Below are 26,474 nucleotides of genomic sequence, written 5' to 3'. Positions count from 1 at the left end.
CTAGCTCGGATCGATCTCCACGCTGATCGCACCGATGAGGAGTTCTCTTGCTCGTTCGATGGAAATCGAGCCGCTCAGCCAGCGTTCACTCAGGCCTTCGACCAGTGCAGTGAGTCGTTCGGCGGCGTCGGCCGGGCTTGCCTTCGGATCAGCGAGGCCGACGTCCTGAGCTTGCCGGATCAAGGATTCGACGTCGTCTGCCCATTTCTGCGTTGTGGTACGTAGTGATTCGCGTAGCTCGTCTGCGAAGACGGCGCTTGCCCGAAGTTCGCCCCATGCAATGCTGTTTTCGCGAATCTTCGGCGAGTTCTGAAACTCCAGCAGGAGCATCTGGTCGAGCTGCGCGCGCGGGTCTGTTTCCGTGAAGGCATCCTCGGTGTACAGCGCGGCGCGATCGTTGATGTGATCGAGGGCCCGGCGCAGCACACCGGCGCGGTTCTGGAAGTGGTAGTAGATCAGCGCGGTCGACACCCCCGCCTCGGCGGCGAGCGTTTCCACCCTCAGCCCGCGCACGCCGTGCTGGGCGATGACGCGGACTGCCGCTTCCAAGATTTCCGTTTGACGGTTCGACACGAGTCCGAATTCTACGAGGGTGGTCGGGACGGGCTTCTAGTCCGCAGGTTCCTGCTGGGTGGTGCAGTGAATGCCGCCACCACCGGCGGCAATGGCGTCGATGTTGATCTGCACGACGCGACGGTCGGGGAAGAGGCGCTCCAATTCACTTCTGGCAGCCTGGTCGGCCTCGGGATCACCGAATTCAGGGGCGATGACTGCTCCGTTGCACACGTAAAAGTTGATGTATCCGGCTGCGAAATCATCTGATTCGAACTGCGGCCTGATCGAAACAGGTGCCTCGAGAACAACCACTTCCAGCTTCCGCCCCTGGGCGTCGGTCGCGTTCTCGAGAATCTCGAGGTGGCGTGCGGTCACGTCGTGGTCGAAGGACTCCGGATCCGTGTCGAGGCCTGCGACCACGACGCCTGGTCGCGCGAAGCGGGCGTAGAAGTCCGTGTGGCCGTCCGTGATGTCCTTGCCTGCGATTCCCGGTAGCCAGATGATCTTGTCGACGCCGAGCAGGGGACCGAGTTCGGCTTCGACGTCCGACTTCGACCATCCCGGGTTGCGGTTGTTGTTGAGGACGCAGCTTTCGGTGATGATGGCTGTTCCTTCGCCGTCGACCTCGATGCCGCCGCCTTCGAGGATCAGGTCGGTAGGCAATGATTCGACTCCCGCGCGGGCGGCGACAAACGCTGCGACTTGGCCGTCCTGATCAAAATCCTGCTTCTCGCCCCAACCGTTGAAGTTGAAATCGATACCCGCTTTGGTCCCGTTGCCTTTCACGAATACGGGGCCGGTGTCGCGCATCCAGAGGTCGTCGAGAGGGGCGGCGATCAGTTCGACCGATGGGCCGACGAGGGTTCGTGCCAAGTCCAGTTCCTCGGAACGGACAAGCATCGAGACGGGCTCGAACTGCGCGATAGTCTGCGCGATCGTCGCGAGGTTGCGCTGGACCTCGGGCAGGAGGGCGGCTCCCCAGATCGCTTCACTGGCGCCGAACGCCATCCAGGTGCGCTTGTGCGGATCGCCCTCTTCCGGCATCACCCACTCGCGAAGATCGTCGCTGCCATTGCTCCCGCCCGAGGCTGAGTCGGAATCGCCGCAACCTGCCAGGAAGAGGCCACTGAGCGCGGCTGCGCCTGCCTGTATGAACCGACGTCTGTGCATTGCGGTGACTCCTTCTGCTTCTCGCGGGCTCGCGTGGTCTTGGAGGAATCTGTTCATCGCGCGCGAGTGGGGCAACATCCAGCTACTGTTCGATCACACCAGGTGCGTCTGGCGCTCACTTGCTTGCACAGAGACTAGCTCCTGACTGAAAATTTAGTCAAGAAAGTAGTGATCATGAACGATGACATTCGGGATACCCGCCAGCCGATGGTGACTTCGCTTGGCATCATCTTGGGGTTCTTGCTGAACTTTTTGGCTCAGTGGGCAATTCGCGACGACGGCAAAGCGCCAGTGGAAACCACGACGGACTGGGTCATCGTGGTCACACTGTTCACAGCCGTCGCTCTGATGCTCATAGTTCTCTTCCGAACGCTGAGTAGCTCGTATGAAGTGGAGCATGCTCGCAAGAGGTACCGCAGTATTCTGCGTCTCTACTTGTTTGCCATCTCGCTGGTTTTTGCCGGAATGGCTGCCGCACTGTTCGTGTAGTGGGAACTGAAGGAATTATCCGACGGAAGGTCACGAGTCGATGAGTCCTTCGACCGTTCCTCGCCATCCGCGGCGCTGGTAGTCCCGGGGCGACATGCCGTGAGCCGCGATGAAGACCTTGGTGAATCCGGACGCGTGCGCGTATCCGAGTCGACGGGCAGTCTCTCCGGCCGCGAGGCCCTCCTCGAGATAAGCGCGGGCGAGGGTCATCCGCAACTGACCGCGCCAGCGCGGGAAGCTCTGGCCGGTGGCCGCTACGAAGTCTTTGAGGAGCATGTCCTCGTCGACGCCGAGCCGAGCGCTCCAATCCGGCAGAGTGCGCGAATCGGCGGGGTTCTTCCGGAGTGCGGCAAGGATCGTTTCGACTGGATCGGCCTGATCGCCGCTGGGTAGGGGCACTGCCGCGGCACTTCGAATCAGCCTCGCGATCCGCGCGGGGTCGTGGATCTCGGGGCGCAGGTGGGTGTAATTGGCGACCACCGTGTGCAGCAGATACGCCTGCGCTTCGCGCGCGAAGTGCAGCACACGTGGGGGCGGTGCGGTGACGGGAGAGGCACCCGGCTGGGATCCGAGGGGGAGTAACAAAGAGCCTTCGGCGATCTCGACGCTGTTGCGCACTCCAGCGGGAAGCCACATCGCGTCACCCCGTCGCAGATTCCAGGTTCGGTCGCCGAAAGTGACCCGGGCGGAGCCTCGGTAGATCCAGACAACGACGTGAAAGTCGTTGACCCGTGCCCACGTTCCACTTGCGGGGATCGTCGGGGGTGCTGGTGCCGATCCTGACCGGGCGCCTTCTTCGGACAACAATGCAACGCCCTGTGCCAGGGTCTCGTCTTCACGGGGCGGCGTCGGGCGCCGGTTGGCGCGTGCGTAGTCGGTGGGTGTCATGCCGGTGTGTTCTCGGAAGGCGCGGGTGAAGCCCGCGGGTGTCGCGAATCCGACCTGGCTACCCGTCCAGCCGATTTCGCGGCCGGCGGCCAGATATGAGGTCGCTGCCGCGATCCGGGCCGAAGTACGCCAGCGCACGAATGACAATCCCGTTTCCTCGGTGAATCGGCGCTGCAGGGTGCGGACACCGATCTTGAGTTGCTGGGCGAACCGGGAAAGCTCGGTGTCGTCGGATGGTGTCCGCAGCAGCGTGCGTGCGATCTCGAGGGTTTCGGTCGAGCGTGGCAAGCGCGGTGGGGAGTATGACGGGGAGTTGTCGTTCCCGTCGGAGTGAACACCCGCGACAAGCTCGATCAGTCCGGCTCCCGCTGCCGTCTCACCCCGAAGAAATCCCAAGTTGTGCGCGAATTGGTGGACGAGCCAGTCCTGCCAGTCTGCTGGGATCTCGAAGTCGATGACCCGGTTCAACGCGGGCGGCAGGTCGGCCGCGGGCAGTGGGATGGGAAATGCGACCGCGCCCGGATCGACCCGGATGCTGTACGCGATTCCCGCCGGTACCCAGATTGCCGCCCCCGCAGTCACACCGCGGGTACGGCCGCTGATCTGCAATTCTGCGCGCCCGGTATGTACCCAGAACAGCAGTGGCTCGCGTTCATTCGCGGTCGAGGCGAGCCGAGCCGCGGGGATCTCGGGGACTTCGCCTGCGGGGAACACCAACCGTGGTCCCACGATGCCCTCCCGACGTCGATGCTTTCTCTTCCATCCGACCGATGAGTGTAAAAAGTCGGCACGCACGGATAACCCTATCCGATTAGGGCAGGCTAGCTTTATTTATCGGCCCACCCGCCGTGATCGAACGTGGGCCGGACCCCCCGTCTGTGCGCTTCCGAGGAGACTTTCCGTGCCCCGAAACACCCGTCCGACAACGGCGTACCCCGTTACCTTGCGTGAACTCGAGGTACATCGGGTGACAGAGGTGACGCCGGGCATGCGGAGAGTGACGCTCACCGGAGCCCAACTCGACACCTTCACCAACGCCGACGGAATTGCCGAACCCGCCTTCGCGAGTACGGGCTTCGACGACGACATCCGGTTGCTGTTCACCTACCCCGGCGAAACCGACCCGGTCCTGCCGGTAATGGTCGACGGCAGTGTGACTTTCGCTGCGGGGCGCCGTCCGCTTGCCCGCGCATACACCGTGCGCCGCTACGATCCGCAAACAAGGGAACTCGACGTCGATTTCGTCGTTCACGGCGACGGAGTGGCTACCACCTGGGCGCGGGACGCCAGCCCGGGCGACCGAATGCACATCGCGGGCCCCTCTGTATCGCAGGGACTCCCGGAAGATCACGAGTATCTGCTGGCCGTCGGTGACGAGACCGCGTTGCCGGCGATCGCACGTCTGCTCGAGGAATTGCCCGCCGATGCCAGGGGGCATGTGTTCGTCGAAATTGCGGACTCGGCTCACATCCAATCGGTGCGCGAGTTGTCCGGGGTGAGTGTCACGTGGTTGCCGCACGAGGGGGTCGAGCCCGGCGCTACTACTTTGTTGCTCGACGCGGTCAGTGCTGCCGAATGGCCTGACGGACGCGTATTCGCTTGGCTTGCAGGCGAACAGGCGACGGTTCGCTCGCTTCGGCGTCATTTGATTCGTGATCGAGGAATTGCGAAGGCCCACATCGATTTCACCGGCTACTGGAAACGCGGCGGGGCCGTGCGTACAGATTCCTGACCTGGCTCCATCGCTCACCCAACACCTTCACCTCAGCAACACCGAAAGGCAGAAATGACAGTCCTGCGCACCAGACGATCACGGATCACCGGACTGATCGGGGCCGCGCTCGCCGCAGCGCTACTCGTGACCGGGTGCTCGGCCTCGGCCGAAGACTCGAAAACGGCGTCCTCTCCCGGTTCGGAGGGGAACGCCCTTCCCGCTGCGGAAGGAACGACCACCTACCCGCTGACCCTGGAATCGCCATACGGTACAAGTATTCTCGAGAAACGACCGGAGCGGATCGCCGCGATCGTGCCCAATGCCGTCGACACGGAAATGCTCCTCGCGCTCGGCGTCAAACCCGTCCTCTCCTCGTCGATGGTGAAGGAATCGGCTTCCCAGTCGTACTTGTTGCCCTACGACGCAGAGAATCTCGACACCTTCGAGTTCGCGATGGGTGGAACACTTCCCGTCGAAGCGATCGCCGCGAGCGAACCGGACCTCATCGTCGCCGTCGGCTGGGCTGACGGCCTGGGTGGTTTGTCCATGGGCGATTACTACGAGCGCTTGTCCTCCATCGCACCGGTGGTGACGAGCCCCGACACGAAGTCGCGGATGCTCGTGCCGTGGAAGGAGTCGATCCGTGTTCTGGGCGAGACCCTCGATCTCTCGAATGCGGCTGAGAAGGTTGTGGCAGAGCATGATCAGTACTTCGCCAAAGTGCGTGAGGAGAACCCGCAACTCGCGGGTCTGACTGCGACTTGGGCGATCTTCTACGGCACCGGCAATGGGTTGCAGTATCTTTCAGCGCCAGGTTCGGCGCCGGCAACATTCCTGGGTGAGCTTGGTTTTGCCGAGAACCCGCGTGCGAAAGAGTTCGTCACTCAGAGCACGGTCGGAGAGGAACTTCTCGAGAACATCGATGCGGATTTCCTGCTGATCGGTCGCAGTGCCGCCGGCAGCGAAGAGGATTTCGACAAGCTGACCGGCGGGAAGCTCTTCCAAGCACTCGGCGCTGTGTCCTCCGGTCATTGGGTTGGCCTGCCTCCTCGCACCGCCGACGGCGGGGATGTTCTGTGGGCAATCACGAGCGGTGGCCCGATCGGAACGACGTGGGCGGCTGAACATATCGTGCCGCTCATCAGCGCGAAGCTGTAGGCGTACAACTGGAGAACGGAAAGCACTCACCCGTCGCCACATGATTGTGTGGCGACGGGTTGTTCGTACAGCAGGTGTCCGGGGTTGGGGCCACCGATGGAACAAAAAAGTCGCGCTACCCGGGGTGATCGGTCCGGCGGTAAAGGTGTGCGATCCCGTTCGCCGTCCGGGCTGCATTGGAGCCGCCCCGTTGTAGCGCTCGGTGGGGTGCGGTGTGCCCAGTCGGAGTGCGGTGGCGCGGTGTGCGACGATCCGCGGGTGGGAGAACAGGCGGATCGTCTTGCTCGTGGCGAGTGGTATCTCGATGATGAAGAGCTGCGGCAGCGGCGGCTGGAGTGTTGGCGTCGACTCGACTCGTTCAATGGGGCTGCGGCGGACGACGATGCTGTCCGCTCACGGGCTCTCGCTAGCCTTTTTGGTGAGGTAGGTGACGGAGCTTTGGTGGTGCCGCGGTTCCAATGCAGCTACGGACACAACATTCGGCTCGGAGCCAACGCATTCGTCAACGCGAACGGGTTCTTCATGGATGATGCGCTGATCACGATCGGTGCGGACGTGAGGATCGGGCCTGGAGCCCAGCTGATGACAGCGTTGCACCCTGTCGATGATCATCGACGGCGCCGCGAGGGATGGGAGCGAGCGGCTCCGATCGTCATCGGCGAGAACACGTGGCTCGGTGCCTCCGTCACCGTCGGTGCAGGAGTTTCGATCGGTCATAACGCCGTGATCGGTGCCGGAAGTGTGGTGTTGCATGACATTCCCGATCACGTCGTTGCTGCTGGATCGCCTGCAAGGGTTGTCCGTCGTACACCTGCCGAAGTAGAAGGACTGCAACGCGAGCACTAGGGCTTGCGATGTCAGAGCGTGATCGTGCGGGTGGGCTCCCAGATGGCGGGGTCGCGGTGGGTGACGACGAAGACGGTAGCCGCCAATTCCCGCACGGCGCCGGCGATGCGGCGCTCGGTGCCCTCGTCGAGAGCCGAAGTAGCCTCGTCGAGCACCAGGACGGGAGCGTCTTTGAGGAAGGCACGAGCGATCGCCACCCGCTGACGTTCGCCACCGGAGAGAGCGGATCCTTGGTGACCGATGTCCTGATGAATGCCGAGCGTCGAGCGGTCGAGAACGGCGCCGAGGGCAGCGCGCCTGGAGGCTTCCTCGATCTGGGTTTCGGTAGCGCCCGGTCTTCCCAGTCCGATGTTCTCGCCGAGCGTGCCCGAGAACACGAGTGGATCTTGTGGCACGTAGCCGATGTGAGCAGCCAGGTCGTCGTATGGCAAGTCGCGCAATGAAACTCCGCCGAGAGTGACGCTGCCTTCGTCCGGGTCGTCGAAGCGCATGAGCAGCCCGAGAAGGGTGCTCTTCCCCGTACCCGAGCGCCCTGCGACGAGAACACGCTCCCCGGCGGGGATCTCCGCGTTGATGCCGCGCAGAACCGGAGCGTGGTCCACTCCGACGACCTTGATGTCAGTTCCAACAGGGCGCGCGGCGTCCTGGGACGCGGGCTCGGGTAGTGCGGGAGCCGAAGTCGCGGCCCGATAATCGCGAACCGTTGCACGCAGTTCATTGACTCCGATTCCGGCCAGAGCGAGTTCGTCGAGCGGGGCAGCGGCGCGGGCGGTGAGGATGACGAGCGCTAGAGCGGCTGCGGGATCGTCGAATCCGGTGGCGGCGAGGAAGATCACTGCGCCTGCCAGTGGCACAATAGTGGCGATCGCCGAGATGAATGTCGCTGGTGCCGCGGCGAGATTGGTCCGTGCAAGCGCGGTTTCCTGATCCCGCCAACTTCGCTCGATGCGTTCGACGGAACGTGTGGGACCGGCTGCCGTGCGCAGTAATTCGAGATGATCGGTGAGCTCGAGAGTCGACTGCGTTGCTGCGAGTTCGGCCTCGTGCCGGCGCGCGTCCGCTCGGCTGAGAGCGCGTTGGGCGAGCGTCTGAGCCGCGAGCGACACGGCGAGCAGTCCGCCGACGAACAGCATGACGCCGGGCCCCGCGACGACCGCGACTCCAGGAAGTAGGAGCAGCGGTATCAGTGGCGTAACGAGGAAGGTCTGAAGTTGGTGCGCGGGAACGCTCATCAGTGACGGGATTCCGCGCCCGGCGACAGTGGCGAGCAGCGCCCGGTTGTGGTCGGTGAACCACGACAGCTTGGTGCGGGCGAAGGCGTCGCCGAGCGCATCGTAGAGATCGCCGACGAGTCGAGCCCCGGTGAAGTAACCACCCCGCGAGACCAGGACGGTCACGAAGAGAGCGATTGCGGCCGTGGCCAGCACGAGAACCGGCGACCGGTGATCAGCGATCGAGAGGGCGAGGGTGGTGTACGCGATCGCCTCGAGGACTGCAACGGACACCCAACCGAATCCGATGGTGATCAAGCGGCGACGGGCTGCATTGGCGCTGTTCATTATTCGGCTCCAGTCAGGGCGGCATTACGCGAGGCGGCGTTGTGCGAGTTGGGACTGTCGAGGTCGAGTCGATCGTCGGCGTCGTCTGCAAGAGCAGGGTCGTGGGTGACGATCACGATCGTCTTCCCTTCAGCGTGCGCGAAGTGGCGCAGTTCCTTCAGCAGTTCGGCCGCTGTCCGATCGTCGAGCGCACTGGTCGGCTCGTCGAGCAGCAGTACTGCTGCGGGCGAGAGGAATACCCGAGCGAGCCCGACGCGTTGACGTTCTCCGCCGGAGAGTGAAGTGGCGTCGGTGTCGAGGCTGATGTCGATCTGTGCCCGGCGTAGTGCGGCGGTGTATTCTGCGTCCGTTGCATCGGGGGCGGCCAGTGCGATGTTCTCGCGCACCGTGGCCGGCAACACGTCTGTGCCCTGGGGTGTGAGCAGAATGGACTGTGGCCGCAGGTTCTCGTCGATCGTGACGACGCTCTGGCCCGCGTAGCGGACGGTACCGAGTTCCGGGATCTCGAAGCCGGCCAGTGCTTTCAGGAGCGTCGACTTGCCCGCTCCACTCGGTCCCGTGATCGCAGTGATCGCGGCTGGGCGGAATGCATGCGTGACGCCGTCGACGACTCTGCGGTCCGCGATCATGACGGTCAGGTCGACGATCTCCAGGCGGTCGGAGGGACTCGACGCCGGAACGGTGAGTGCTTCACCGGCAGGGAGGGTGGGTTCGTCCAGGGCAGCGGCGAGCCGGACTGCAGCAGCGCGTCCAGCCGCGACGTAGTCGAGGCCGTGCCCGAGCCGCAGGGCCGGTGTCACGATTGCGAGGCTGAAGAGAATAGTGGCGGCCAATGTCGTTGCATCCCAGCGATATCCGACGGCATAGGCGATCGCGAACGTCGCCGTCGCCTGCATGAGGGCAACCGCGACGGCCGCGGGGGTAGCCACGAGTCGAACGCGCTCCTGCATTCCCCGGGTGAACCGTGCTGTCGATTCTGCATAGTCGGCGGCAGCGCCGGTCTGCGCGCCGTAGATCCGGCAGACGTGGATACCGCGGGCATAGTCGTCGACAGCGGTCACGATGTCGCCCATGACATCCGCACTTTCGGCGCTGTGCCGAGCGGCCATTCTGGGGATCACGAACAAGTAGAACAGTGCTGCCACGATGCCGGGAGCCAGAGCGAGTAGCGCCACGGGGCCGGCTGAGGCGACCAGCACAGCGATCGTGACCGCCGGGACCACGATGAGTGTGGCGAACTCGGCCGGTAGGTGCGCAGTCATATGGTGCAGCGCCGAGATGTCGTCCGAAACGAGCCTCCTCAGTGCGTCTCCGCTGTAGCGGGACAGCGTACTTGCGGGCAGTCGAACGAGATGAGCTGCGAGCTGGCGTCGAAGCCTGGCCTCGAAGAGCGACTCGGCGTGATGCGAGAGCCACGACGACGTGGCCGCGAGCGTTACCCCGGTGAGCCACAGCCCACATGCCCACCCGGCCCAAGTCATCGACGGTTCACCGATGAGTTGCACGACGCTCCAGAGCGCACCGAGCATCGCGACCCCCGACGCTGCCGCCGCGACCACCCCGGCGGCCAATGCAGGCAGCGCCGGGCGCAAAGCCGGGACCAGCGACGGTTCGACGAGAGGGCGGGGCATGGATAACTCCTTGAATCAGCGTCCGGGTGCAGACACGACAAATGACCGAAACCCAAGGCTAGGCTTCGGTCGTCACGTCCAGTTATCGCGATGCGCCGATTTCTTACACCCGAATGGGTCGTACTTCGGTCTTCAGGATGCGGCCGAAATGGAACTCATGACGTCTTCCCATACGGCCATGACCGCGGATTCGGTTGGGCCAGTCTGAGTGAACACGGCTACGCACTTGCGGCGGAAGTCGTACACCTCGACAGACGTCGTCAAACCGTGCACTCCGTGGGTGCGGGTCAGCCAACACTCCGAGACGCCGTTCAGATCGATCATCGTTCGGCAGGTGTCCGAGGCTAGAGTCAATGTCCCGCCGAACATGGCTGCGGCGTCGAGGTGACCGCGGTGAATCTGCAGGCAGCCGTTGCCGGCGACTACTGTCGTGACGGGTAGTTGATGGTAGGACAGGTGCTCCATCCCGGCAGCCATGAGGTGAGGATCGATTCTCCGGTAGCCGAGGGCACCCAGAGCGACCAAGCCGCTACGACGTTCGCTGCCGCTGTCCGCGAGGATGAAGTCGAGCTGCGTCAGCTGATCGGCCTCGGCCCAAAAGGCGGGAGTATTCGATGTCTGGGCGGGAGGGCTTGTTTCCCTCATAGTGCTCGGTGCAGTTCGCATCGCTTCGAAGGCGAGACGATCCGAGGTCGGGGTCAAATACGTAGTGTGTGAACTCGATCCGTGGGTATCGAACATCCGAAGCGTCGGGGGCAGGTGCTGTTCTGGGTCAGTGGTCACCACCGAACCGAGGGCGGAAGGCTTCAAACGTAGGGAGACAAGTCCCGGCGTGCAGACCAGCGGATCGCCGGGAACTGTTGGAACGGCGTACTTGCCCGAGTCGTTGACAGCCACCGGACCTGCAACGGTGATCGCTACGGCGTCGTCCAAGAGCGGCAACATTTTGCCGACTACCTCAGGTGTGGTGTCGATCAGTCCGCCGCGGAACCCTGGACGCGCAAGCAGTGCGTCCAGGTCCGACATGCGCGCCAAAGCTGCGCAACGGCATTCGCCACGGTGCGGGCACATCTCAGTAGACATCCCGTAGATACCGCTTCGATCGTTTGAGGTTGTTGACGTAATCCTCGGCGGCGTCCGCATCCAACCCACCGTGCTCGGCGACCACCTCGTGCAACGCGTCGTCGACGTCCTTTGCCATCCGGGTCGCGTCGCCGCAGACGTACACGTGCGCACCGTTTTCGAGCCAGTCGAACAAGTCTCGGCCATGCTCGCGCATACGAGTCTGGACGTAGACCTTCTCGGACTGATCACGCGAGAATGCCAGATCGAGACGCGTCAGGACACCGTCACGGGTCAGACCGTTCAACTCGTCCTCGTAGATGAAGTCACTCGACTGATGCTGATCGCCGAAGAAAAGCCAATTCTGCCCCGACGCGTTGCGTGCGCGACGCTCGTGCAGGAAAGCACGGAAGGGTGCGATACCGGTGCCGGGTCCGATCATCACGACGGGAGCAGTGTCATCGGCAGGTAGGCGGAACGAATTGTTCTTGGAGACAAAAACTCCGACCCGATCTCCCTCGCCGACGCGGTCCGCCAGGTACGTCGAGCAGACGCCGCCGCGGTCCCGCTCGCCCGAGCGGTAGCGCACACTCGCTACCGTCAGATGCACGGTGCCGTCGTGGGCCAGCGGGCTGGAGGAGATCGAATAGACCCGATGTTGCAGCGGGCGCAGAAGTGCAAGCAGATCTTCGGGATTCAAGCGAATGCTGTTGTCCAACTGCAGGAGATCGAGAACGTCCTTGCCCCACAGCCACGCATCGAGCGCTTCCCGATCTTCCGTGTCGAGAATGTGCTGCAGTTCGGCGTCGCCACTGCGTCGGGCGATGTCTTCGATCAAATCGCGCGAGGGAATCGAGATCTCGTAGTCGCTGGTCAACACCTGGTCCAACGGTGCGGACGAGCCGTCCTTCGCGGTGACGACGTAGTCACTGCTCGCACCGAGCTGAAGGATGATCGCCTCGACGAGAGCGGGGTCGTTGATCGGGCGGATGCCCAATCCATCTCCGGCCTCGTAGTCCAGACCGTCCTCGCCGAGCGCAAAGGTGAAGTGGCGGACTTCCTTGGCGGAGTCCTCGCCGGACAACAGTCGGTTGGCGAGGACGGTTGCAGGATAAGGGTTCTTGCGAGTCCACTGGGACTTGGTCTTCGTCGGAGTGGACGCAACCGGCGAGGCAGCGGCCCCCGCATCACCGTCGACACCGGCTACCGCAGCGACCGCCCGAACGATCCACTCGGCCGCCGGATCCTCGTAGTCGACGTCGCAATCGGTGCGGTCGACAACCCGGGACCCGCCGAGTGCTTCGAATCGGGCGTCGATGTTCTTTCCCGACTGGCAGAACCCGTCGTAGCTGGTGTCACCGAGTGCGAGTACTCCGAAGTAGAGACCCTCCAGCCTGGGCGCACTCTCGGATTCGACTGCATCCCAGAACAGCTGCGCGTTGTCAGGCATCTCGCCCTCGCCGTAGGTGGAGGTGATGACGAGCACCCGGCGCATGGCGGAAAGTGCATTGATATCCACGGTGTCCAGACCCGCGACAAGTGGTTCGAGACCGTGGGCACGAGCAGCTGCGGCCGCGTCTTCGGCCACGGACTCCGCGTTGCCGGTCTGGCTTCCGTAGAGGATGTGCACTGCCGCGCCGGCAGTTCTCTCCACTGTCGCTGTTGCAGCACCGGTTTGACCGGGCATGACAGTTCGTGAGTGTAGACCGGCCAGGAATCCGGAAAGCCACGCGCGTTGGTCGCCGTTGAACGGTGCGTATTCGGGGATGTACGGGATTTCCATTTTGAAGCTCACCTACGTTCGGGGGAGGAGGTCAGGACACCAGGTCGGGGATCGTGCGCGAAGCGAACAGTTCGTCGAAGTTCGGCAGTGATCCGAGCTTGTCCCGATTCTTGTTGTCTTGAAACAGAATCCAGCCGTACGTCGCCGGGCTGTCCATGGCCAACACGTTGCGCAGGCTCAGCGCCTGTTTGTAGTCGTCGACGCGCTTGGCTGCAATCAACGCAGCCAACTGTTCGTCGTCGTAGCCGGCGAGAATCTCTTTCGAGTACTTGACCAAGTGCTGGACGAGGGCGAAGTCCTCGGTCAGTACCAGGTTTCGGGCCGCCTTCTGCACTGCTGGATCGTCGGGTCCGGACGCACCCGGCGTGCGGGCGGCGGCGAGTTGTTGTGCGAAGTGAAGCACGGTGTACGCACTGAGCAGCGCATACATCGTCGCGGTATCGGTCTCGCCGTAGGCGGGGACTGCTCCGTTCAGCGCGGGGCGCCCATCGCGCACTGCGAGTTTGAACGTGCGGACCTGACGTGCTGCGATGGCGGACGCCAATTCTTCGAGAAGCTCTTTGTGCGACTTCGCAGCCAGGATTGCATCGCTGTCCTGGTAAAGCATCAATGCCTTGGGCATGGCGTAGACGAACGAGTGCTGTTCGACTTCCCAGTTCTCGAGCAGTCGGGTTCCGAGTGCGGATCCCGTTGCTTCCACATGCAGTTCGAGCAGGAGTTGTACCGCGTGGTTGTGGACGGCGGCTATAGGATCGGTCGCAGCGGTGATCGAACCCAGCAGTACGGAATCGGTACTTGCTCGCAGTGCCAGTTCGCCGCGAGGGTCGTACTGGTAGAAGAACCCGCCGCTCATGCCGTTGCCGACACCCTTGCCGAACTCGCCGAGATTCACGACAGCACCGTTGGTCATGTACTCGCCGGCGAAGTCGCCGACACCTTCGACGACAGCACTGGCGCCGGAGTTGCGAACTGCAAAGCGATCGCCTGCTTCACCTTCGACGAACACTCGTCCGCCGGTGGCGCCGAAGAGCGCGAAGTTGCCGATCAACACGTTTCCGCCGGCGTCACTGGAGCCGCCGCCTGGGCTGCACACGGCAATCACGCCGCCGCTCATGCTCTTTCCCACACCGTCGTTACATGTCCCGGTGTGTTCCAGGTGCATGCCGTCGTTGCAGAATGCGCCGAACGAGAGGCCAGCAGATCCGGTCGTCAGGACGCGCACGCTGCCCGGAGCCAGATATCGTCGCCCACGCTCGTCAGTCAGTACCCCCGGAGCGAGAAGGCCGGCCGCTCCGTAGTTGAGTTCGCGTTCGAGGTCGATCGCCAACTGCCCACCGACGCTCTTGTTCCGGTTACCCAGGTGCAGTGCACCTTCGGCGAATTCAGATCCGGACACGGCGATCGAGTCCTCGCCACGGTTGAAGAGCACCGTGCGAACCTCGTCCATGATCTTCTCGTCGAGCGCGTACTCACGCTCGAGGTAAACGGGATTGTCGACGGTGATGTCCGGAGCGGACTCGAACATCGCGTCCAGTTTCAGATTGCCGACGATGGACGGGTGATCGAGCAGATGCAGGAGATCAGTTCGACCCCGCGCTTCCTGAAGGGATCGCATTCCCAGATTCGCGAGCAGTTCACGAGTTTCGTGAGCGATGTTGAGAAGGTACTGCGCCATGGCGCGGGGATCGCCGTCGAACAGTTCCGGGTTGGTGGTCAGACCGGCCGGACACTTGATGTTGCAGTTCTTGGCCATGACGCAGCCCATCATCATCAGCGCAGACGTACCGAACTCGAAGCTGTCTGCGCCCAGTAGCGCGGAAGTGATGATGTCGCTGCCGGTCTGATGCGCGCCCGAGCATCGCAGAACGACTTTCTGGCGAAGCCCGTTGGCACACAAAGCTTGATGGACCTCTGCGATACCGACCTCGGCCGCACGGCCCGCGTACTTGAGGCTGGTCACCGAAGCGGCGCCGGTGCCACCGGTGTTTCCGGCGACGTTGATGACGTCGGCGCCGGCCTTGGCGACACCGACGGCGATGGTGCCGATTCCTTCCGAGGACACCAACTTCACGATCACCCGGATGCGCGCTGCCTTGCAGTCGTGGATGAGCTGAGCGAGGTCCTCGATGGAGTAGGTGTCGTGGTGCGGCGGCGGCGATACCAGTTCGACGCCGGGCGTTCCGCCGCGGGCAGCAGCAATGTCGACGGTGACCTTGGCGGCCGGAAGCTGCCCGCCCTCACCGGGTTTTGCGCCCTGGCCGAGTTTGATCTCGATCTCTTCGAGCATCGGGTCGGCGAGGTATCCCGCCCAGATTCCGAAGCGTCCGGATGCAAACTGCTTGATGCGCGACGCACGAATCGTGTTGTAGCGCGAAAGGTGTTCGCCGCCTTCGCCGCTGTTGGACATCGCGCCGACCATGTTCGTGCCGTGTGCGACGGCTTCGTGCGCCGGAGCGTTCAGTGCGCCATGACTCATGGCACCCGACGCCAACTTCGGGGTGATGTCGCTGGCGCTCTGTACCGCGGAGAGAGGAACACCTGCCGGTGCGACCCTCAGCTTGGACAGGAACTCTGCCCCAATGCCGGTTGCCCTCAGCGCAAGATCCGGTGTGATGGCTTCAATGGTGATATCGGCGGCAAAGGTGGCGCAGAGAGCGTCGCCGAGCGCTTTTGCTCGCGCGCTGTCACCGGCCAGTGGACCGTCCAGGCTAAGCGTGTACCGGTCGTCTGCGGCGGATTCACACTGGACTCCGCGCATCACGATCGTTGTGTTGCCGTGCACCGAGAATCGGCTGATCTGCTCGGCGAACTCGGCTGGCGTGACCGCAAACGTGACGTCGCCGGGAACAGAGATGACGTCGCGCAACGCTGCGGGCCGACGCGATCGTTCCGCGGCCATCACAGTCGAAAAATCACGGTACCCGGCAGTGATGTCGAAGTCGTCGATCTGTTCGGTGGTCAACCGGTCGAAACTCGTTGCCCGGTAGGCCCCGGCATCGAGGCGGAATGCATCGTCGAGTCGCCCGAGCGGAAGCAGGCGTAGAGCATCGAATTGTTCGGTACCTGAGGGACTGTCGAACGCGATCTTCTCTTCGGTGAGTTCGACGTACTTGCGGACTGCGGTGGTACCGAACGAATGCCCCGCGCCGTCTGCGCGCTCCTTGAACAGGCCGAGCAGTGGCAGGTCCTTTTCACCCTCGACTTCACTTGCACGCTCGTGCCACTGCTTCGAGGTCACCGCGACGGTGTCGAAACCGACGCCGCCCACCGGTGACTTCATGTTGGGGAACCACTGGCGCAGAACAGGGTCGGACGTATCGAGGAAGTTGGGTTCGAAGAACTCTCCGCCGATGTAGCTCTCGACAGTGCACAGGCCGACGCGTCCCATCGTCTTCATGAGGGATTTCTCGGCAGCCTTCGCGAAGCGTCTGAACGCGGCATCCGGATCAGCGGCGAACTTCTCCTCGGCTCGTAACTGAACGGAGAGCGGGTAGACGGCGGAAGCGCCGAATCCGAGCGCAGCCGCAACGTGGTGGGAGGACTCGATCTGGCCACTCTCGACGATGAGAGAGACGCGCAATCGCAGGCCTGCGTCGATGAGGCGCTGATTCAACGCTCCGACGACCATGATCGCGGGAAGTGTTGCGCGCTCGTGCGATACGTGCCGGTCGGTCAGGACTGCGATTCCGCCCTGTTCGGCCGCGAAGGCGACAACGGCGTCGCCGAGCGCGGTCATCGCGTCAACCATCGCCTGCGCGTCACCCGCGGCGGGGTAGAGCATTTCGAATCGGCGATGCGGGGTGTGCTGCTGTTCACGGATCTTGAGCATGTCCAGATGCCCGAGGATCGGCGACGAGATGACGATCTGCTTGGACTGTCCGGCGGTCATCTTCGCGCCCAATGCAACCCGGAGGGTCATGCCGTCCGCTTCCCGGATGCTGTCCAGCGGAGGGTTGGTGACCTGGGCGAATCGCTGCGAGAAGTAGCGTGCCACACCGCCTTCACGATCGGAAAACGCGTTGATGGCGTTGCCGTAACCCATGGCCGATACCTTCTCGGCTCCGTGCGTGAGCATCGGATCCATCAGGAATTTGAAGCTCTCCTGATCCAGGGAGTACGCCATGTAGCGCTGATGAACCTCGAACGTTCCGTTGTAGCGCGTCGGTGAGCTGACCTTCTCCGCAGGTACGGCGGGAATGTCTTCGATCAGGATTCGCGATTGCTCCAGCAGAGACCGGTAGTCGCGTTGTGCGGCGATCTTTTCCAGAGCTTCACGGGCAGTGTAGGTATGGCGATCGCGATGATCGAAGTACAGCATTCCGCCGGCCTCGACGCGGCCACGGTGGATCACCGTCTCGGGTGCGAACGCGATCTGTCCGGCTTCGGAGAATGCGCACACGTAGTCGTGTGTCTCGATCGTGCGAAGTGGACGCAGGCCGAGGCGGTCCAGGCGGGCGCCGATGATGGTGCCGTCGCCGAACACCAGCGCTGCCGGTCCGTCGTTCTTCTCCTCGTACAGCGAGAAGTACTCGAACATCGCACGCACTGCGGGGGAGAGAGTGGTGTCGTTTTCCCAGGCAGGGGGCATCATCGAGACCACAGCTGTCACCAAATCGACGCTGTCCTCGATGACGCGAGCTTCCAGAGTCTGATCGAGTCGGCAACTGTCGGACTGACCGGGCGGACGGACGATCGCACGTCGTTTTGCACTGGCCACCGCAGCTTCGGAGAGCCGATTCTTCTTGTCGGTGTTCAGTTCTCCGTTGTGAGCCATGAACCGGAACGGCTGCGCCATCGTGGGATGCGGGTCCGTGTTGGTCGAGAACCGCGTGTGGAAGTACATCGTGTGGACAGCGTGATCGGGGTCGACCAGGTCGCGGAAGTACGGGATCACTTCGTCGGAGTTCAAGCGGCCCTTGAGAACCTGAGTCCTCGCGCTGAGGGACAGTGGGTACAAACCGCGTAGTGCAGGCGTGTTGTACGCGATTGCCTCGATGGCGAGCAGGGCCTCGTGTACGAGGCGATCGACTACCGCAGGCTCGGGACGCGGAGTGGGGACCTCGAAAATCCACTGCCTGACCGGAAGTTGATGCGCGATCGCGGCCGGCCGAATCGCCGAGTTGTCGACCGGGACGTCGCGCACTGCGAGAGTGGTGAAACCGCGATCGAGAAGTTCACGTTCGACCAGGGCGGCAGCGCGTGCATGCTGGGCGTCGTCGTCCGGAAGGAAGAAGTTGCCGACGCAGAAGCGTCCGGCGCGAAGGTCGGGGCGCCCGGTTACCTTGCGGAAGAACCGGAGGGAGAGGTCCACCGAGACGCCGCCGCCGTCGCCGACGCCCTCGGAGGACATACCGCCGCGGTGCGGAACCGAGCAGAGCGCTTCGCTGCCCTTGATCAGGACATCGTGGGTCTGCACGCCGTCCTTGCGCGTGATGAACCCGACCCCGCAACTGCTCTTGTCATCTGCGGGGTCGTACAAACCGACGATGGACGTGCTCACTGCAGCAACCTTCTCCCTGTCCTGGTTGCCCGGAGATTGATCGACCGGGCAGATACGACGGCATGGTTTCCGTCAGGGCAGGGCGTCGCTGCTTCGATGAAGCGGCACCCGAATGGGATCAGACTACTGAGTAGAGGCTTACCTTAGTCAAGTTTGCTGGGTGTGACTTGGATCTGAGCAGGTCAGAGGGTTGCTTTGTAGGCAAGTGCGTAGGCGATCTTGCCCGGCTTGTCGTCTGTGTACGGCTTCGACAGCTTTGCGAACTCGCCCTTGGACTCCGCTTTGCCGTCGTTCCAGGCCGGCAGGACTCCGAGATCGGCGGCCGTGAACCCGCTGTCGACGACGGCATCACCCGCCAACGCGGTCTGTGCTTTGGTCACCGACTTCACGGTGGCCAGGTAGCTGGAGAGGTCGTCGCGATTCCAGTTGGTGAGGTCGACGGGCGCGGCGTCGCGGACCCACGCACCCCAGTAGAACTCCTGGAACGGAATCGTGCCGGCGGCGAATCCGATGTCGCGGGAGAAGTACATCAGGCTGCGGTACTTGTCGTCGGCGAAGTTGGCCAGGCCGACGCTCTTCGGCAGGGACTGGACCGGTACCTGGTTTCCGTCCACGTCACGCGACCAGACCCACTTGTTCTTTTCCATCTCGGTCCAGAAGGCGCCTTCACTCAGGCCGCTGAGGTTGCCGAGAACCCGCAGTCGCACGTGCAGGTCGGGGCCTCCGTCGGCCGTCTCGATGAAGGACGTGAGGGTGTGGTGACCGTCGGTCAGGTAGAGATCGCCGCGGGGTCCGACGACCACGGTCTTCATGGGCGCGATGCTCTCGGCGGTTTCCTGACCCACTGGAAGCTGGCAGGTGAAGGACGACGGGTCCTTCAGCGTCGAGGCAGGAGTAGCGGTCGCAGCCTGGATCTGGCCGTTCGCCTCGCACCAGTCGTCGAACTTCTTGTTGATCGTGTCTTTTCCGAGCGTGTATCGCCCGAGCTTGTAGTACACCTCGTCGTAGCCGAGGGAAGGCTGCGTCGCATGAACGTCGCCGATGCGCACGTCCAGAAGGTCACCTTCTTTGGCGCACAGGTACTCCGAGCCGCCGGCGGAGCCTGAGAACGAACCGGTGGAGATTCCGCCACACGCGAGGGGAGCGGCGACAGCGGGTGTGCTGACCAGTGTTCCGGCGCCGAGCAGTACCAGTGTTGTGAGTGCCGAGATGGCGGAACGACGCATGTGGGGATCTCTCCTGAGGATGGGTTCGCACGTGAAGAAGCTTGCGTCACAATCGCTCAGGGTGGTTTCGGACTTACTGACAACAGACGTCCGCGCGGTGGCTACCACGTGAATTCACGTCGTAGCCACCGCGCGGTGAGCCTGTTGGTTGATCAGCTCTGTTGGTTGATCAGCCCTGCAGTTGATCAGCCCGGCTTTTGATCAGCCTTTGTAGTTGTAGAAGCCCTCGCCGACAGCGACGCCGAGCTTGCCTTCGTCGATGTAGTTCTTCTTGATGTAGTCGGCGAACGCGCGCTGCTTCTCGCCGCCCTGGGAGGAGATGTTGTAGACGGTGGTCAACCCGACGACATCCATGATCTGGAAGGGGCCGAACGGGGCTCCGGTGCCGATACGCCACGTCTTGTCGACCATGTCGGGATCGGCGATGCCGTCGATCAGCAGGTCGGATGCTGCATTGAGGAGCGGGACCAGGAGTGAGTTGAGTACGTAACCCGCCTTCTCCTTCTTGAGTTCGATCGGCACCATGCCGATGTTCTTCGCGAATTCGACGACCTCGCGGTACACGGCGGGGTCGGTGGACTCGGTGCCCATGACCTCGGCAGTGTTGTTGACCCACACGTGATTTGCGAAGTGCAGTGCGAGGAACTTCTCGGGGCGGCCGGTGAACTCCTTGAGGTCGCTCGGCAGAAGCGTCGAGGAGTTGGTTGCGAACACCGTGTGCTCAGGAGCTACTGCGGCGAGCTTCTCGTAGGTGTCGCGCTTGATGGCGATGTCCTCGGGAATTGCCTCGATGACAAGATCGGCCTTGGTCACGGCTTCGGCGAGATCGTACGAGTACGTAATACGTTGTAGCGCTTCGTCGGCCTTGCCTTCCTTGGCGCCCTCGACGTTTTCGGCCTTGTAGGCCGCGGCCAACGAGTCGAACCGAGCCTTGGCCCTTTCGATGACCTCGGCGTTGATGTCGTACGCGACGACGTCGAATCCGTGATAGGCGGTCTGATAGACGATCTGCGAGCCGAGAACTCCGGTACCCAGAACGGTGATCTGCTTCAGTTCAGTCATTTTCGATCCTCAATCCTTTTCGGTGGGTAGTCCGGCAAGCGTCAATCGAACTTGTGCGGCAACGATGTTCGTGAGTTCGTCAGCCGTGATCCGGTCCAATGCCGCGCGGGCTATTTCGAAGTGCAGCACGTTGGAAATCGTTCGCGCTGCAGTGATGGTTCGGGTGGTGTGGTTGGGGTGCCCCTCGAGCAAGATTTGCGCAATCCGCGTTTGCAGGCGCTGCGAGAGTTCCAGACCTTCGGCCCGGAAACACTCGCTGGGCTCGCCGAACAACACTTCGCGTTGGTAGATGCCGGTGTTCTCGTCGTTTCGGCGACTCGCGATCAGCAGGGGTGAAACCAGCTCGAGCACACGATCTTCTGTGCCCGTCGATTTGGCCTCACGCTCTTCTCCCAGTTCGATCTGCTTGCGGTACTCCGCGTTGTACACCATGAGCAGTAGCTCGGCTTTGCTTGCGGCGTAACGAAAGAGGGTGCCACCGGCTACATCGGCGCGATCGGCAATTTCTTGAGTTGTGACTGCGCTGTAGCCCTTTTCCGCGAACAGTTCGGCCGCGGCGTCGAAGATGCGTGTCTGCTTCTCGAGTTTGTTGCGTTCACGACGACCCAACTCTTGGTTCGATTTCGTCATCCCGCTCACCTCGTCTCATTTCGGATCACGCTCATAAATGAGTCTACTCCGAAATATTGAGAGGGTGGGGTCTCCTCCGTCACATCACCGCAGTCCGCTGACCCAACCGGCGAACACGTCGGAGAACACGTCTGCTTCGCACGCATGCGCCGATTCGGGGTAGGCACATTCGGGGTATCCGGCGACGACGGCGGCAAGTTCGGCATTACAACACTGCGCCAAGAGGCCGCGCAGGAGGTCCGCGGCCGACCAGCCGGCGATGGATGCTGCTGGGATCCCCTCTTCCTCGTACACCTTCACCAGATCGTCATGCCTCCAGGACAATTCCTCGGCCACCAGTGCATCGGGATTGAAAGACATGGCGCGGTCGAGTGATCCGCGCAGAAGCGAGTGTGGATCGTCCTCACCGCGCAGCCTGGTCGCGAGGTCGGCCGGTGCCTTCTGCATGACGAACATCCAGGGTTTGCCGTCGGGAAAGACTCCGCCGAAGCCTGCCACGTTGAAGGGGAGGTGGCTACTGAGAAAATCTGTCTCCACGTCGACGTGCTGATCGTCTCCGAGGTGAATGAAGTGGCCGGACGCGATCTCCTCTCCGGTTGCCGGCTCGGCCCACGTGTTGTTCCACAGGTCGGTCATCCGACTGCCGTCGGGAAAATCGAGAACCTCGAAGAGGAAACCCATGTCGTCACCACTCTCCGTCGAAGTGGGTGGTTACTCCACCGGTGAGTCGAGAAACCGTTTGAGCCGAGGTCGCGAGGACGACTCGGCTTGTCTCGAAGGTCATCTCGTCGCGTTCGGTGTCCTCCGATTCGGGATCCTCGGCGAGTGAGAAGTCGAGTTCCACCTCTCGATCGGTGCTGGAACAGACCGAGATCATCAGCCCGAGTCGTTCGTCGGTGAACGCCGGAAGCGATTTCTCGGGATGAAAGTCTGCGGCCGCGTGAAAGAAGAACGCCGCCAGCCGTTCGACAAATCCTTCGTCGGTGTGTCTGCTGAGATACTGATTGAACCGATCGGGGCTGAGCAGGCCTACGTCGAAAACGAGTGTGGGTACGTCGGATTCGAAGACAGCGGCGGGTGCCGCATGACTGCGAAGGAATACCGCGGCGCCGCCGTACCCCGGCAACCTGAACCCATCACGCATCTGGTGTACTCCCGTCGCAGAGGTGTCCTGTCCACGCTAGGCCATAGCCCGGACGCGTGCTGCTTACCGGACACGTCGGTTGATGGAAGAATTACCGCCCATGAGCGCTGTCCTGTACCCGCCCGTCGAACCGTACGAGTCGGGACTGTTGGAAGTGCCCGATGGTCAGAGCCTCTACTGGGAGACCGTCGGTAACCCGGCCGGTGTCCCGGTTCTCTATCTCCACGGCGGTCCCGGTGCGGGATGCACTGTCGGCGCCAGGCGTTTTTTCGATCCCGAAACCTTTCGCGCAGTTCTGTTCGATCAACGAGGCTGTGGGCGCAGCCTTCCTCTCGCGAGTAGCCCGGACGTCGATCTCACGGTGAACACGACGGCGCACATCCTCGACGACATCGAGCGTCTTCGTGAACATCTCGGTATCGAACGATGGATCGTTTCCGGCCTTTCTTGGGGCGTCAGTTTGGGTCTGGTGTACGCCCAAGCGTTTCCCGAGCGGGTGATCGCGATGGCTTTGGGCGCGATCACCGGCGGGACGAGAGTGGAAATCGAATGGATCACCCGTGCCATGGGCAGGATATTTCCGCGTGAATGGGAAGAGTTCGTCGCGCCGCTGCCGGTGGAAGAGCGTGACGGGAACGTCCCGGCGGCATACGCGCGACTGCTCGCCGATCCGGATCCTGTTGTGCGGGAAAATGCTGCGGTGCAGTGGTGCCGCTGGGAAGACGTACATGTGTCGCTGATGCCGGGGTGGACTCCGAGTGTTCGATACCAGAATCCGGACTTCCGTCGGGTGATGACCAGGCTGGTCACGCACTACTGGGCCAACGATTGCTTCCTCGCGCCGAATCAGATCCTGGACGGAATGGACCGTCTCGCCGAGATTCCCGCGATTCTCGTGCACGGCCGGTATGACATTTCCGGACCACTCGACACTGCCTGGGCGATCCACCAGCGTTGGCCGGGCAGTGAGTTGGTGGTGCTCGACGACGCCGGGCATGGCGGGGGTGGATTCAACGAGGCAATCGTGGAAGCGCTGAATTTACTGGCTCATTCGGTCTGATCGAGTGCTCCGGCGTGCGCCGCAGCGAGCGCGCCGGCAGCAGCGCGATCGGCAACCGACTGGTCGACAGGTAGATCGGCGACCAACAGGCGATAGTAGATGGGCGCGGCGACGGCCGCCAGAAGATCAGCAGCTGAGACCTTCTCGGAGATTTCCCCGCGTTCGACTGCTCGGCGGACCACTATGTCGGCCAGTTCGTAACGTGCGGAATAGAACTCGCGCTTGAGTCTCGCCACTTCTGGCGTACGAACCGCGTCCGAGAACAGTGCAGCCACCAACGCGCCGCCCGACTCGCTTGTCACCAGTGCGACTATCGATCTGGCCATCTCGCGCAGGTCGGATTCGATGGAACCGGTATCCGGGATGGGGACGGTAGTTGCCGATACCTCGACGGCCGCGTCGGCCACCAGTTGGGACAGCGTGCTCCATCGCCGGTAGATCGTGGTCTTGTGGACTCCGGAACGGGCGGCTATGTCCTCGATGGTCATCGCTGCAAATCCGCGTTCGGACAGTTCGGCCGCGGTGGCCGCCAGGACGGCCTCGCGCACCCTGGCGCTACGCCCTCCGGGCCGTTGTGGTGTCGAGGTCATGGGTCAACCTTATCGCAACAAGGTGTTGTGTTAGCTGGAGACACATGGTTCACTGAGCTAATGCAACTGATCGTTGCGTTAGAGATGAATTGAGGGGTGTTTCCCATGTCATACGAATTTCCTGTCGATCACCGAGGCCTCTTCGAAGAGCGCACAGGACAGTTTCTGAGCTTCGGGCTCCCCGTCTCGGATCTCGAGGAACTGCGCGCGTCCATCAACTCGACCTGGGCCGACGCGCCGGGTGGTTGGTCGTACGAGTGGTCGGCGCTGGCGGCGAAGTACTCCGCGGCCGGCAATCATTCCCTGGCAGCGATGATCTACGGAATCGCCAAGTTCCCGGTGCTGGCCAACGAATCCCGTCGACGGGCTCTGCGCAATCAGGTGGACGAATACGTCAAGGCAGCAACAGGATTCGGGCTCGAGTTCGAGCGTCGAATCCTCTCCCTGCCCTACCGAAACGGCGAGATCGAGCTACCGGTACACATCCTCTCGGCGGACGGACGGTACGAAGACGCACCCGTCCTGTTGCTCAGCGGCGGCGTCGACGGCTGGAAGATGGACATGCATCCGTTGGCCAGTGCGTTCGCGACGAACGCCGGGGTGACGGTTGTTGCTTTCGATCAGCCGGGAACTGGTGAATCACCCGTTCCTCTTGATGCTTTCGGTGACGAGGTGATCGACGGGCTCGTATCGACGGCTCGCGCTCTCGGCAACGGGCAGGTGGCGCACCTGGGAGTCTCCTTCGGCGGCAACTTCGCCGTGCGCTCGGGGTTGACCGGCGCCGTCGATGCGGTGATCAACATCGGCGCCCCGGTCAAGGGTGCGTTCGAGACCGTGAATGCCGAGCGCCTGGTCTACGGCATGGGCGACATCGTCGGAAACGCACTGGGTTTCGATGCCCCGGCAACCAAAGAGGCGCTGGTACAGGGTCTCCGTGCGTTCGATCGCAGTGTCTTGATGACCGCCGACGACGGCCGGACCCCGATGCTTGTGGTCAACGGGGCCGACGACGTTCACATCCCGCTCTCGGACACAACACTCTTCGAAGAGCGCCCGAACACGCAGGTACACGTCATCCCGGATGCGGGGCACTGCGCAGTGACCAAGCTGCCCGAGTTGACGCCGATGATGATCGACTGGCTACGAGATGCCCTGTCAGGAACCGCTCCACGAACCGGTAGATGATCCGCCGCCGAAGCTGGCAAAACGATACGTCGCAAGAACGGCCTTGTGATCGGTCGGCCACGGCGTCGGTGAAGCGATGAAGTTGTCCTGGGAGTTCTCCTCCACTCTTTTGTTGTGCACGATCGTCTTTCGGGGTCCGATGATTCCTACAGATCCCAACTTCAGCTCGGAAGCGCGGTCGGCGAAGATGTAGTCGATCCGATCGCGTTCGTCTGCCTCGGGTGCCCAGGTGAGCTGTGAGGTGTCGACGTCGGGATTGTCGGACGGCCAGGTGAAGCCCGGGTGTGTAGCCGGGTTCGGGTACTTGCTGCGGTATGCATCGACAAATCCGGCTTCGTCGAGCAGACGGGTGGATTCCCACGGAATGACGACACCGTTGTGGTCGAACAGATTTCGCGTGCCGTCGGTCCAGTCCAGGGCCGACGGTTCGTTGAAATCGCCGCCGAGGATGACGGACCTGCCCCTCGCCCGTTCTGCGGCCGCATCGTCGATGAACGTCGAAATTGCCAGGGGTCGTCCCGAATTGACGTTCACACGCTGAACCGTCTCGGGGTCCGTGACCGGACCGGACGGCATCTTGTTCCAGCCGAACTCGGAGAACTCTCCAGGCGTGGGAACACCCGCGCCGTATCCGCGCGGTAGATAGGTTGCGTAGGACGTGTAGGCCAGATGTGCCGAGTAAGCAGCGATTTGTTTGCCGTCGACCGTCACGACTGCCTTGATCATCGAGTTCAGGTCGGCTGTTTCCTCGATCGGAAACTTGGAGAGAATCCCCACGTCGGAGGACGCTGCTCCGTAGAAGGTGGTTCCTGATTTGGTCAGCATGTCGGCCAATACAGTTGTCGCAGTGCCGGCTTCCGACAGGAGAACTATCGACGCCTGGGTCGAGATGATCATGTCGGCGATCAGCTGCAGGCCACCGTTGATCTTGGTTCCGCCGTGCCAGGTATTGAGGGAGAGCACTTTGATCTCCTGCGCGGGGTTCGCCCCCGCGACGGAGGTATTGGCACCCAAGGTAAATGCGCTTGCGGTGACTGTCCCTGCGGCTACCGCCATCGCCTTGACCATCTGACGGCGCGTCAATCCATTCATCAAATCCCGGCTCTCGTTGTCGTGTGCTCGAACCCCCGGAAGATGATTACCATCGCTACCTAAACGGACAGTTAACCAATTGCAAAATGGCAGATTTCCACAGAACACCGCGCGGGCAATAGTCTTCTGG

The 26,474-nt window shown here is 62.6% G+C and carries 21 protein-coding genes; 6 read left to right on the top strand and 15 right to left on the bottom strand.

Annotated elements, in window-relative coordinates; translation table 11 throughout:
- Together H7C86_RS11960 and H7C86_RS11955 are read right to left on the bottom strand one after the other, a co-directional pair.
- Positions 1-573 (bottom strand): TetR/AcrR family transcriptional regulator, encoded by a 573-nt coding sequence (locus H7C86_RS11960; RefSeq protein WP_046379538.1) that lies wholly within the window; start codon positions 571-573, stop codon positions 1-3.
- Positions 574-609: 36 nt separating this feature from the next.
- The gene (locus H7C86_RS11955; RefSeq protein ID WP_182261577.1) at positions 610-1,725 is read right to left on the bottom strand and encodes an agmatine/peptidylarginine deiminase; all 1,116 of its coding nucleotides are present in this window, start codon (positions 1,723-1,725) and stop codon (positions 610-612) included.
- A gap of 174 nt (positions 1,726-1,899) precedes the next feature.
- Between H7C86_RS11955 and H7C86_RS11950 the strand changes: the two genes are divergently transcribed.
- On the top strand, positions 1,900-2,214 hold the full coding sequence (locus tag H7C86_RS11950; protein ID WP_042953267.1) for a hypothetical protein: 315 nt from the start codon (positions 1,900-1,902) through the stop codon (positions 2,212-2,214).
- 30 nt (positions 2,215-2,244) lie between these two features.
- On the opposite strand, the gene H7C86_RS11945 is transcribed toward H7C86_RS11950, so the two are convergent.
- On the bottom strand, positions 2,245-3,831 hold the full coding sequence (locus H7C86_RS11945; protein WP_182261576.1) for an AraC family transcriptional regulator: 1,587 nt from the start codon (positions 3,829-3,831) through the stop codon (positions 2,245-2,247).
- A gap of 172 nt (positions 3,832-4,003) precedes the next feature.
- Between H7C86_RS11945 and H7C86_RS11940 the strand changes: the two genes are divergently transcribed.
- The 3 genes from H7C86_RS11940 (at position 4,004) to H7C86_RS11930 (ending at position 6,820) form a co-directional block, all read left to right on the top strand.
- The gene (locus H7C86_RS11940; protein WP_182261575.1) at positions 4,004-4,834 is read left to right on the top strand and encodes a siderophore-interacting protein; all 831 of its coding nucleotides are present in this window, start codon (positions 4,004-4,006) and stop codon (positions 4,832-4,834) included.
- Between the two features lie 54 nt (positions 4,835-4,888).
- Positions 4,889-5,974 carry an ABC transporter substrate-binding protein gene (locus tag H7C86_RS11935; RefSeq protein WP_080910289.1) on the top strand — a complete coding sequence of 362 codons (1,086 nt, stop codon included), beginning with the start codon at positions 4,889-4,891 and terminating at the stop codon, positions 5,972-5,974.
- Between the two features lie 258 nt (positions 5,975-6,232).
- Entirely contained in the window at positions 6,233-6,820 is a 588-nt protein-coding gene (locus H7C86_RS11930; protein WP_037120624.1) for a sugar O-acetyltransferase, read from the top strand.
- 11 nt (positions 6,821-6,831) lie between these two features.
- Here H7C86_RS11930 and H7C86_RS11925 read toward each other — a convergent pair whose 3' ends face one another.
- The 10 genes from H7C86_RS11925 to H7C86_RS11880 all read right to left on the bottom strand — a co-directional run bounded on the left by H7C86_RS11925 (position 6,832) and on the right by H7C86_RS11880 (position 22,417).
- Positions 6,832-8,379 carry an ABC transporter ATP-binding protein gene (locus tag H7C86_RS11925; RefSeq protein ID WP_182261574.1) on the bottom strand — a complete coding sequence of 516 codons (1,548 nt, stop codon included), beginning with the start codon at positions 8,377-8,379 and terminating at the stop codon, positions 6,832-6,834.
- A complete protein-coding gene (locus H7C86_RS11920) occupies positions 8,379-10,010 on the bottom strand; it encodes an ABC transporter ATP-binding protein (RefSeq protein WP_182261573.1) in 1,632 nt (543 codons plus the stop codon). The genes H7C86_RS11925 and H7C86_RS11920 overlap by 1 nt, the downstream gene beginning before the upstream one ends.
- A gap of 132 nt (positions 10,011-10,142) precedes the next feature.
- A complete protein-coding gene (locus tag H7C86_RS11915; RefSeq protein WP_182261572.1) occupies positions 10,143-11,036 on the bottom strand; it encodes a hypothetical protein in 894 nt (297 codons plus the stop codon).
- 46 nt (positions 11,037-11,082) lie between these two features.
- The gene (locus H7C86_RS11910) at positions 11,083-12,855 is read right to left on the bottom strand and encodes a sulfite reductase subunit alpha (protein ID WP_182261571.1); all 1,773 of its coding nucleotides are present in this window, start codon (positions 12,853-12,855) and stop codon (positions 11,083-11,085) included.
- Positions 12,856-12,886: 31 nt separating this feature from the next.
- Positions 12,887-18,355: a glutamate synthase-related protein gene (locus H7C86_RS11905; RefSeq protein WP_182261570.1), complete on the bottom strand. Its 5,469-nt coding sequence runs from the start codon at positions 18,353-18,355 to the stop codon at positions 12,887-12,889.
- Positions 18,356-18,537: 182 nt separating this feature from the next.
- Entirely contained in the window at positions 18,538-19,581 is a 1,044-nt protein-coding gene (locus tag H7C86_RS11900) for a ParB/Srx family N-terminal domain-containing protein (RefSeq protein ID WP_021345944.1), read from the bottom strand.
- 201 nt (positions 19,582-19,782) lie between these two features.
- Positions 19,783-20,643: a 3-hydroxyacyl-CoA dehydrogenase gene (locus H7C86_RS11895; RefSeq protein WP_029256576.1), complete on the bottom strand. Its 861-nt coding sequence runs from the start codon at positions 20,641-20,643 to the stop codon at positions 19,783-19,785.
- A gap of 9 nt (positions 20,644-20,652) precedes the next feature.
- Positions 20,653-21,273 (bottom strand): TetR/AcrR family transcriptional regulator, encoded by a 621-nt coding sequence (locus H7C86_RS11890; protein WP_029256575.1) that lies wholly within the window; start codon positions 21,271-21,273, stop codon positions 20,653-20,655.
- An 84-nt stretch (positions 21,274-21,357) separates the two neighbouring features.
- The gene (locus H7C86_RS11885; protein ID WP_020909569.1) at positions 21,358-21,954 is read right to left on the bottom strand and encodes a hypothetical protein; all 597 of its coding nucleotides are present in this window, start codon (positions 21,952-21,954) and stop codon (positions 21,358-21,360) included.
- 4 nt (positions 21,955-21,958) lie between these two features.
- Complete coding sequence (locus H7C86_RS11880; protein ID WP_029256574.1) at positions 21,959-22,417, bottom strand: hypothetical protein; 459 nt, start codon at positions 22,415-22,417, stop codon at positions 21,959-21,961.
- Positions 22,418-22,517: 100 nt separating this feature from the next.
- On the opposite strand from H7C86_RS11880, the gene pip reads away from it, so the two are divergent.
- Positions 22,518-23,477 carry a prolyl aminopeptidase gene (gene pip / locus H7C86_RS11875; protein WP_070795481.1) on the top strand — a complete coding sequence of 320 codons (960 nt, stop codon included), beginning with the start codon at positions 22,518-22,520 and terminating at the stop codon, positions 23,475-23,477.
- On the opposite strand, the gene H7C86_RS11870 is transcribed toward pip, so the two are convergent.
- Positions 23,465-24,067 carry a TetR/AcrR family transcriptional regulator gene (locus H7C86_RS11870; RefSeq protein ID WP_020971207.1) on the bottom strand — a complete coding sequence of 201 codons (603 nt, stop codon included), beginning with the start codon at positions 24,065-24,067 and terminating at the stop codon, positions 23,465-23,467. The genes pip and H7C86_RS11870 overlap by 13 nt on opposite strands.
- Before the next feature lie 105 nt (positions 24,068-24,172).
- On the opposite strand from H7C86_RS11870, the gene H7C86_RS11865 reads away from it, so the two are divergent.
- The gene (locus tag H7C86_RS11865; RefSeq protein WP_029256572.1) at positions 24,173-25,252 is read left to right on the top strand and encodes an alpha/beta fold hydrolase; all 1,080 of its coding nucleotides are present in this window, start codon (positions 24,173-24,175) and stop codon (positions 25,250-25,252) included.
- Here the strand turns inward: H7C86_RS11865 and H7C86_RS11860 are convergent.
- Positions 25,223-26,344, bottom strand: coding sequence for an endonuclease/exonuclease/phosphatase family protein (locus tag H7C86_RS11860; RefSeq protein ID WP_070795484.1), 1,122 nt, complete (start codon positions 26,342-26,344; stop codon positions 25,223-25,225). The genes H7C86_RS11865 and H7C86_RS11860 overlap by 30 nt on opposite strands.
- Between the last annotated feature and the right edge of the window lie 130 nt (positions 26,345-26,474).

The sequence above is a fragment of the Rhodococcus sp. UFZ-B548 genome (assembly GCF_903819475.1).
GTDB classification, from domain to species: Bacteria; Actinomycetota; Actinomycetes; order Mycobacteriales; family Mycobacteriaceae; genus Rhodococcus_F; species Rhodococcus_F erythropolis.
Note: the sequence above shows the minus strand (reverse complement) of the source record. Positions and strands in the feature narration are given on the sequence as shown.

Bases quoted from the DNA above. Each gene is read 5' to 3' on its own strand.
- H7C86_RS11955 (WP_182261577.1), bottom strand. From the start codon at position 1,725: ATGCACAGACGTCGGTTCATACAGGCAGGCGCAGCCGCGCTCAGTGGC.
- H7C86_RS11950 (WP_042953267.1), top strand. From the start codon at position 1,900: ATGAACGATGACATTCGGGATACCCGCCAGCCGATGGTGACTTCGCTT.
- H7C86_RS11935 (WP_080910289.1), top strand. From the start codon at position 4,889: ATGACAGTCCTGCGCACCAGACGATCACGGATCACCGGACTGATCGGG.
- H7C86_RS11925 (WP_182261574.1), bottom strand. From the start codon at position 8,379: ATGAACAGCGCCAATGCAGCCCGTCGCCGCTTGATCACCATCGGATTC.
- H7C86_RS11920 (WP_182261573.1), bottom strand. From the start codon at position 10,010: ATGCCCCGCCCTCTCGTCGAACCGTCGCTGGTCCCGGCTTTGCGCCCG.
- H7C86_RS11915 (WP_182261572.1), bottom strand. From the start codon at position 11,036: ATGTCGGACCTGGACGCACTGCTTGCGCGTCCAGGGTTCCGCGGCGGA.
- H7C86_RS11910 (WP_182261571.1), bottom strand. From the start codon at position 12,855: ATGGAAATCCCGTACATCCCCGAATACGCACCGTTCAACGGCGACCAA.
- H7C86_RS11900 (WP_021345944.1), bottom strand. From the start codon at position 19,581: ATGCGTCGTTCCGCCATCTCGGCACTCACAACACTGGTACTGCTCGGC.
- H7C86_RS11895 (WP_029256576.1), bottom strand. From the start codon at position 20,643: ATGACTGAACTGAAGCAGATCACCGTTCTGGGTACCGGAGTTCTCGGC.
- H7C86_RS11890 (WP_029256575.1), bottom strand. From the start codon at position 21,273: ATGACGAAATCGAACCAAGAGTTGGGTCGTCGTGAACGCAACAAACTC.
- H7C86_RS11885 (WP_020909569.1), bottom strand. From the start codon at position 21,954: ATGGGTTTCCTCTTCGAGGTTCTCGATTTTCCCGACGGCAGTCGGATG.
- H7C86_RS11880 (WP_029256574.1), bottom strand. From the start codon at position 22,417: ATGCGTGATGGGTTCAGGTTGCCGGGGTACGGCGGCGCCGCGGTATTC.
- pip (WP_070795481.1), top strand. From the start codon at position 22,518: ATGAGCGCTGTCCTGTACCCGCCCGTCGAACCGTACGAGTCGGGACTG.
- H7C86_RS11870 (WP_020971207.1), bottom strand. From the start codon at position 24,067: ATGACCTCGACACCACAACGGCCCGGAGGGCGTAGCGCCAGGGTGCGC.
- H7C86_RS11865 (WP_029256572.1), top strand. From the start codon at position 24,173: ATGTCATACGAATTTCCTGTCGATCACCGAGGCCTCTTCGAAGAGCGC.
- H7C86_RS11860 (WP_070795484.1), bottom strand. From the start codon at position 26,344: ATGAATGGATTGACGCGCCGTCAGATGGTCAAGGCGATGGCGGTAGCC.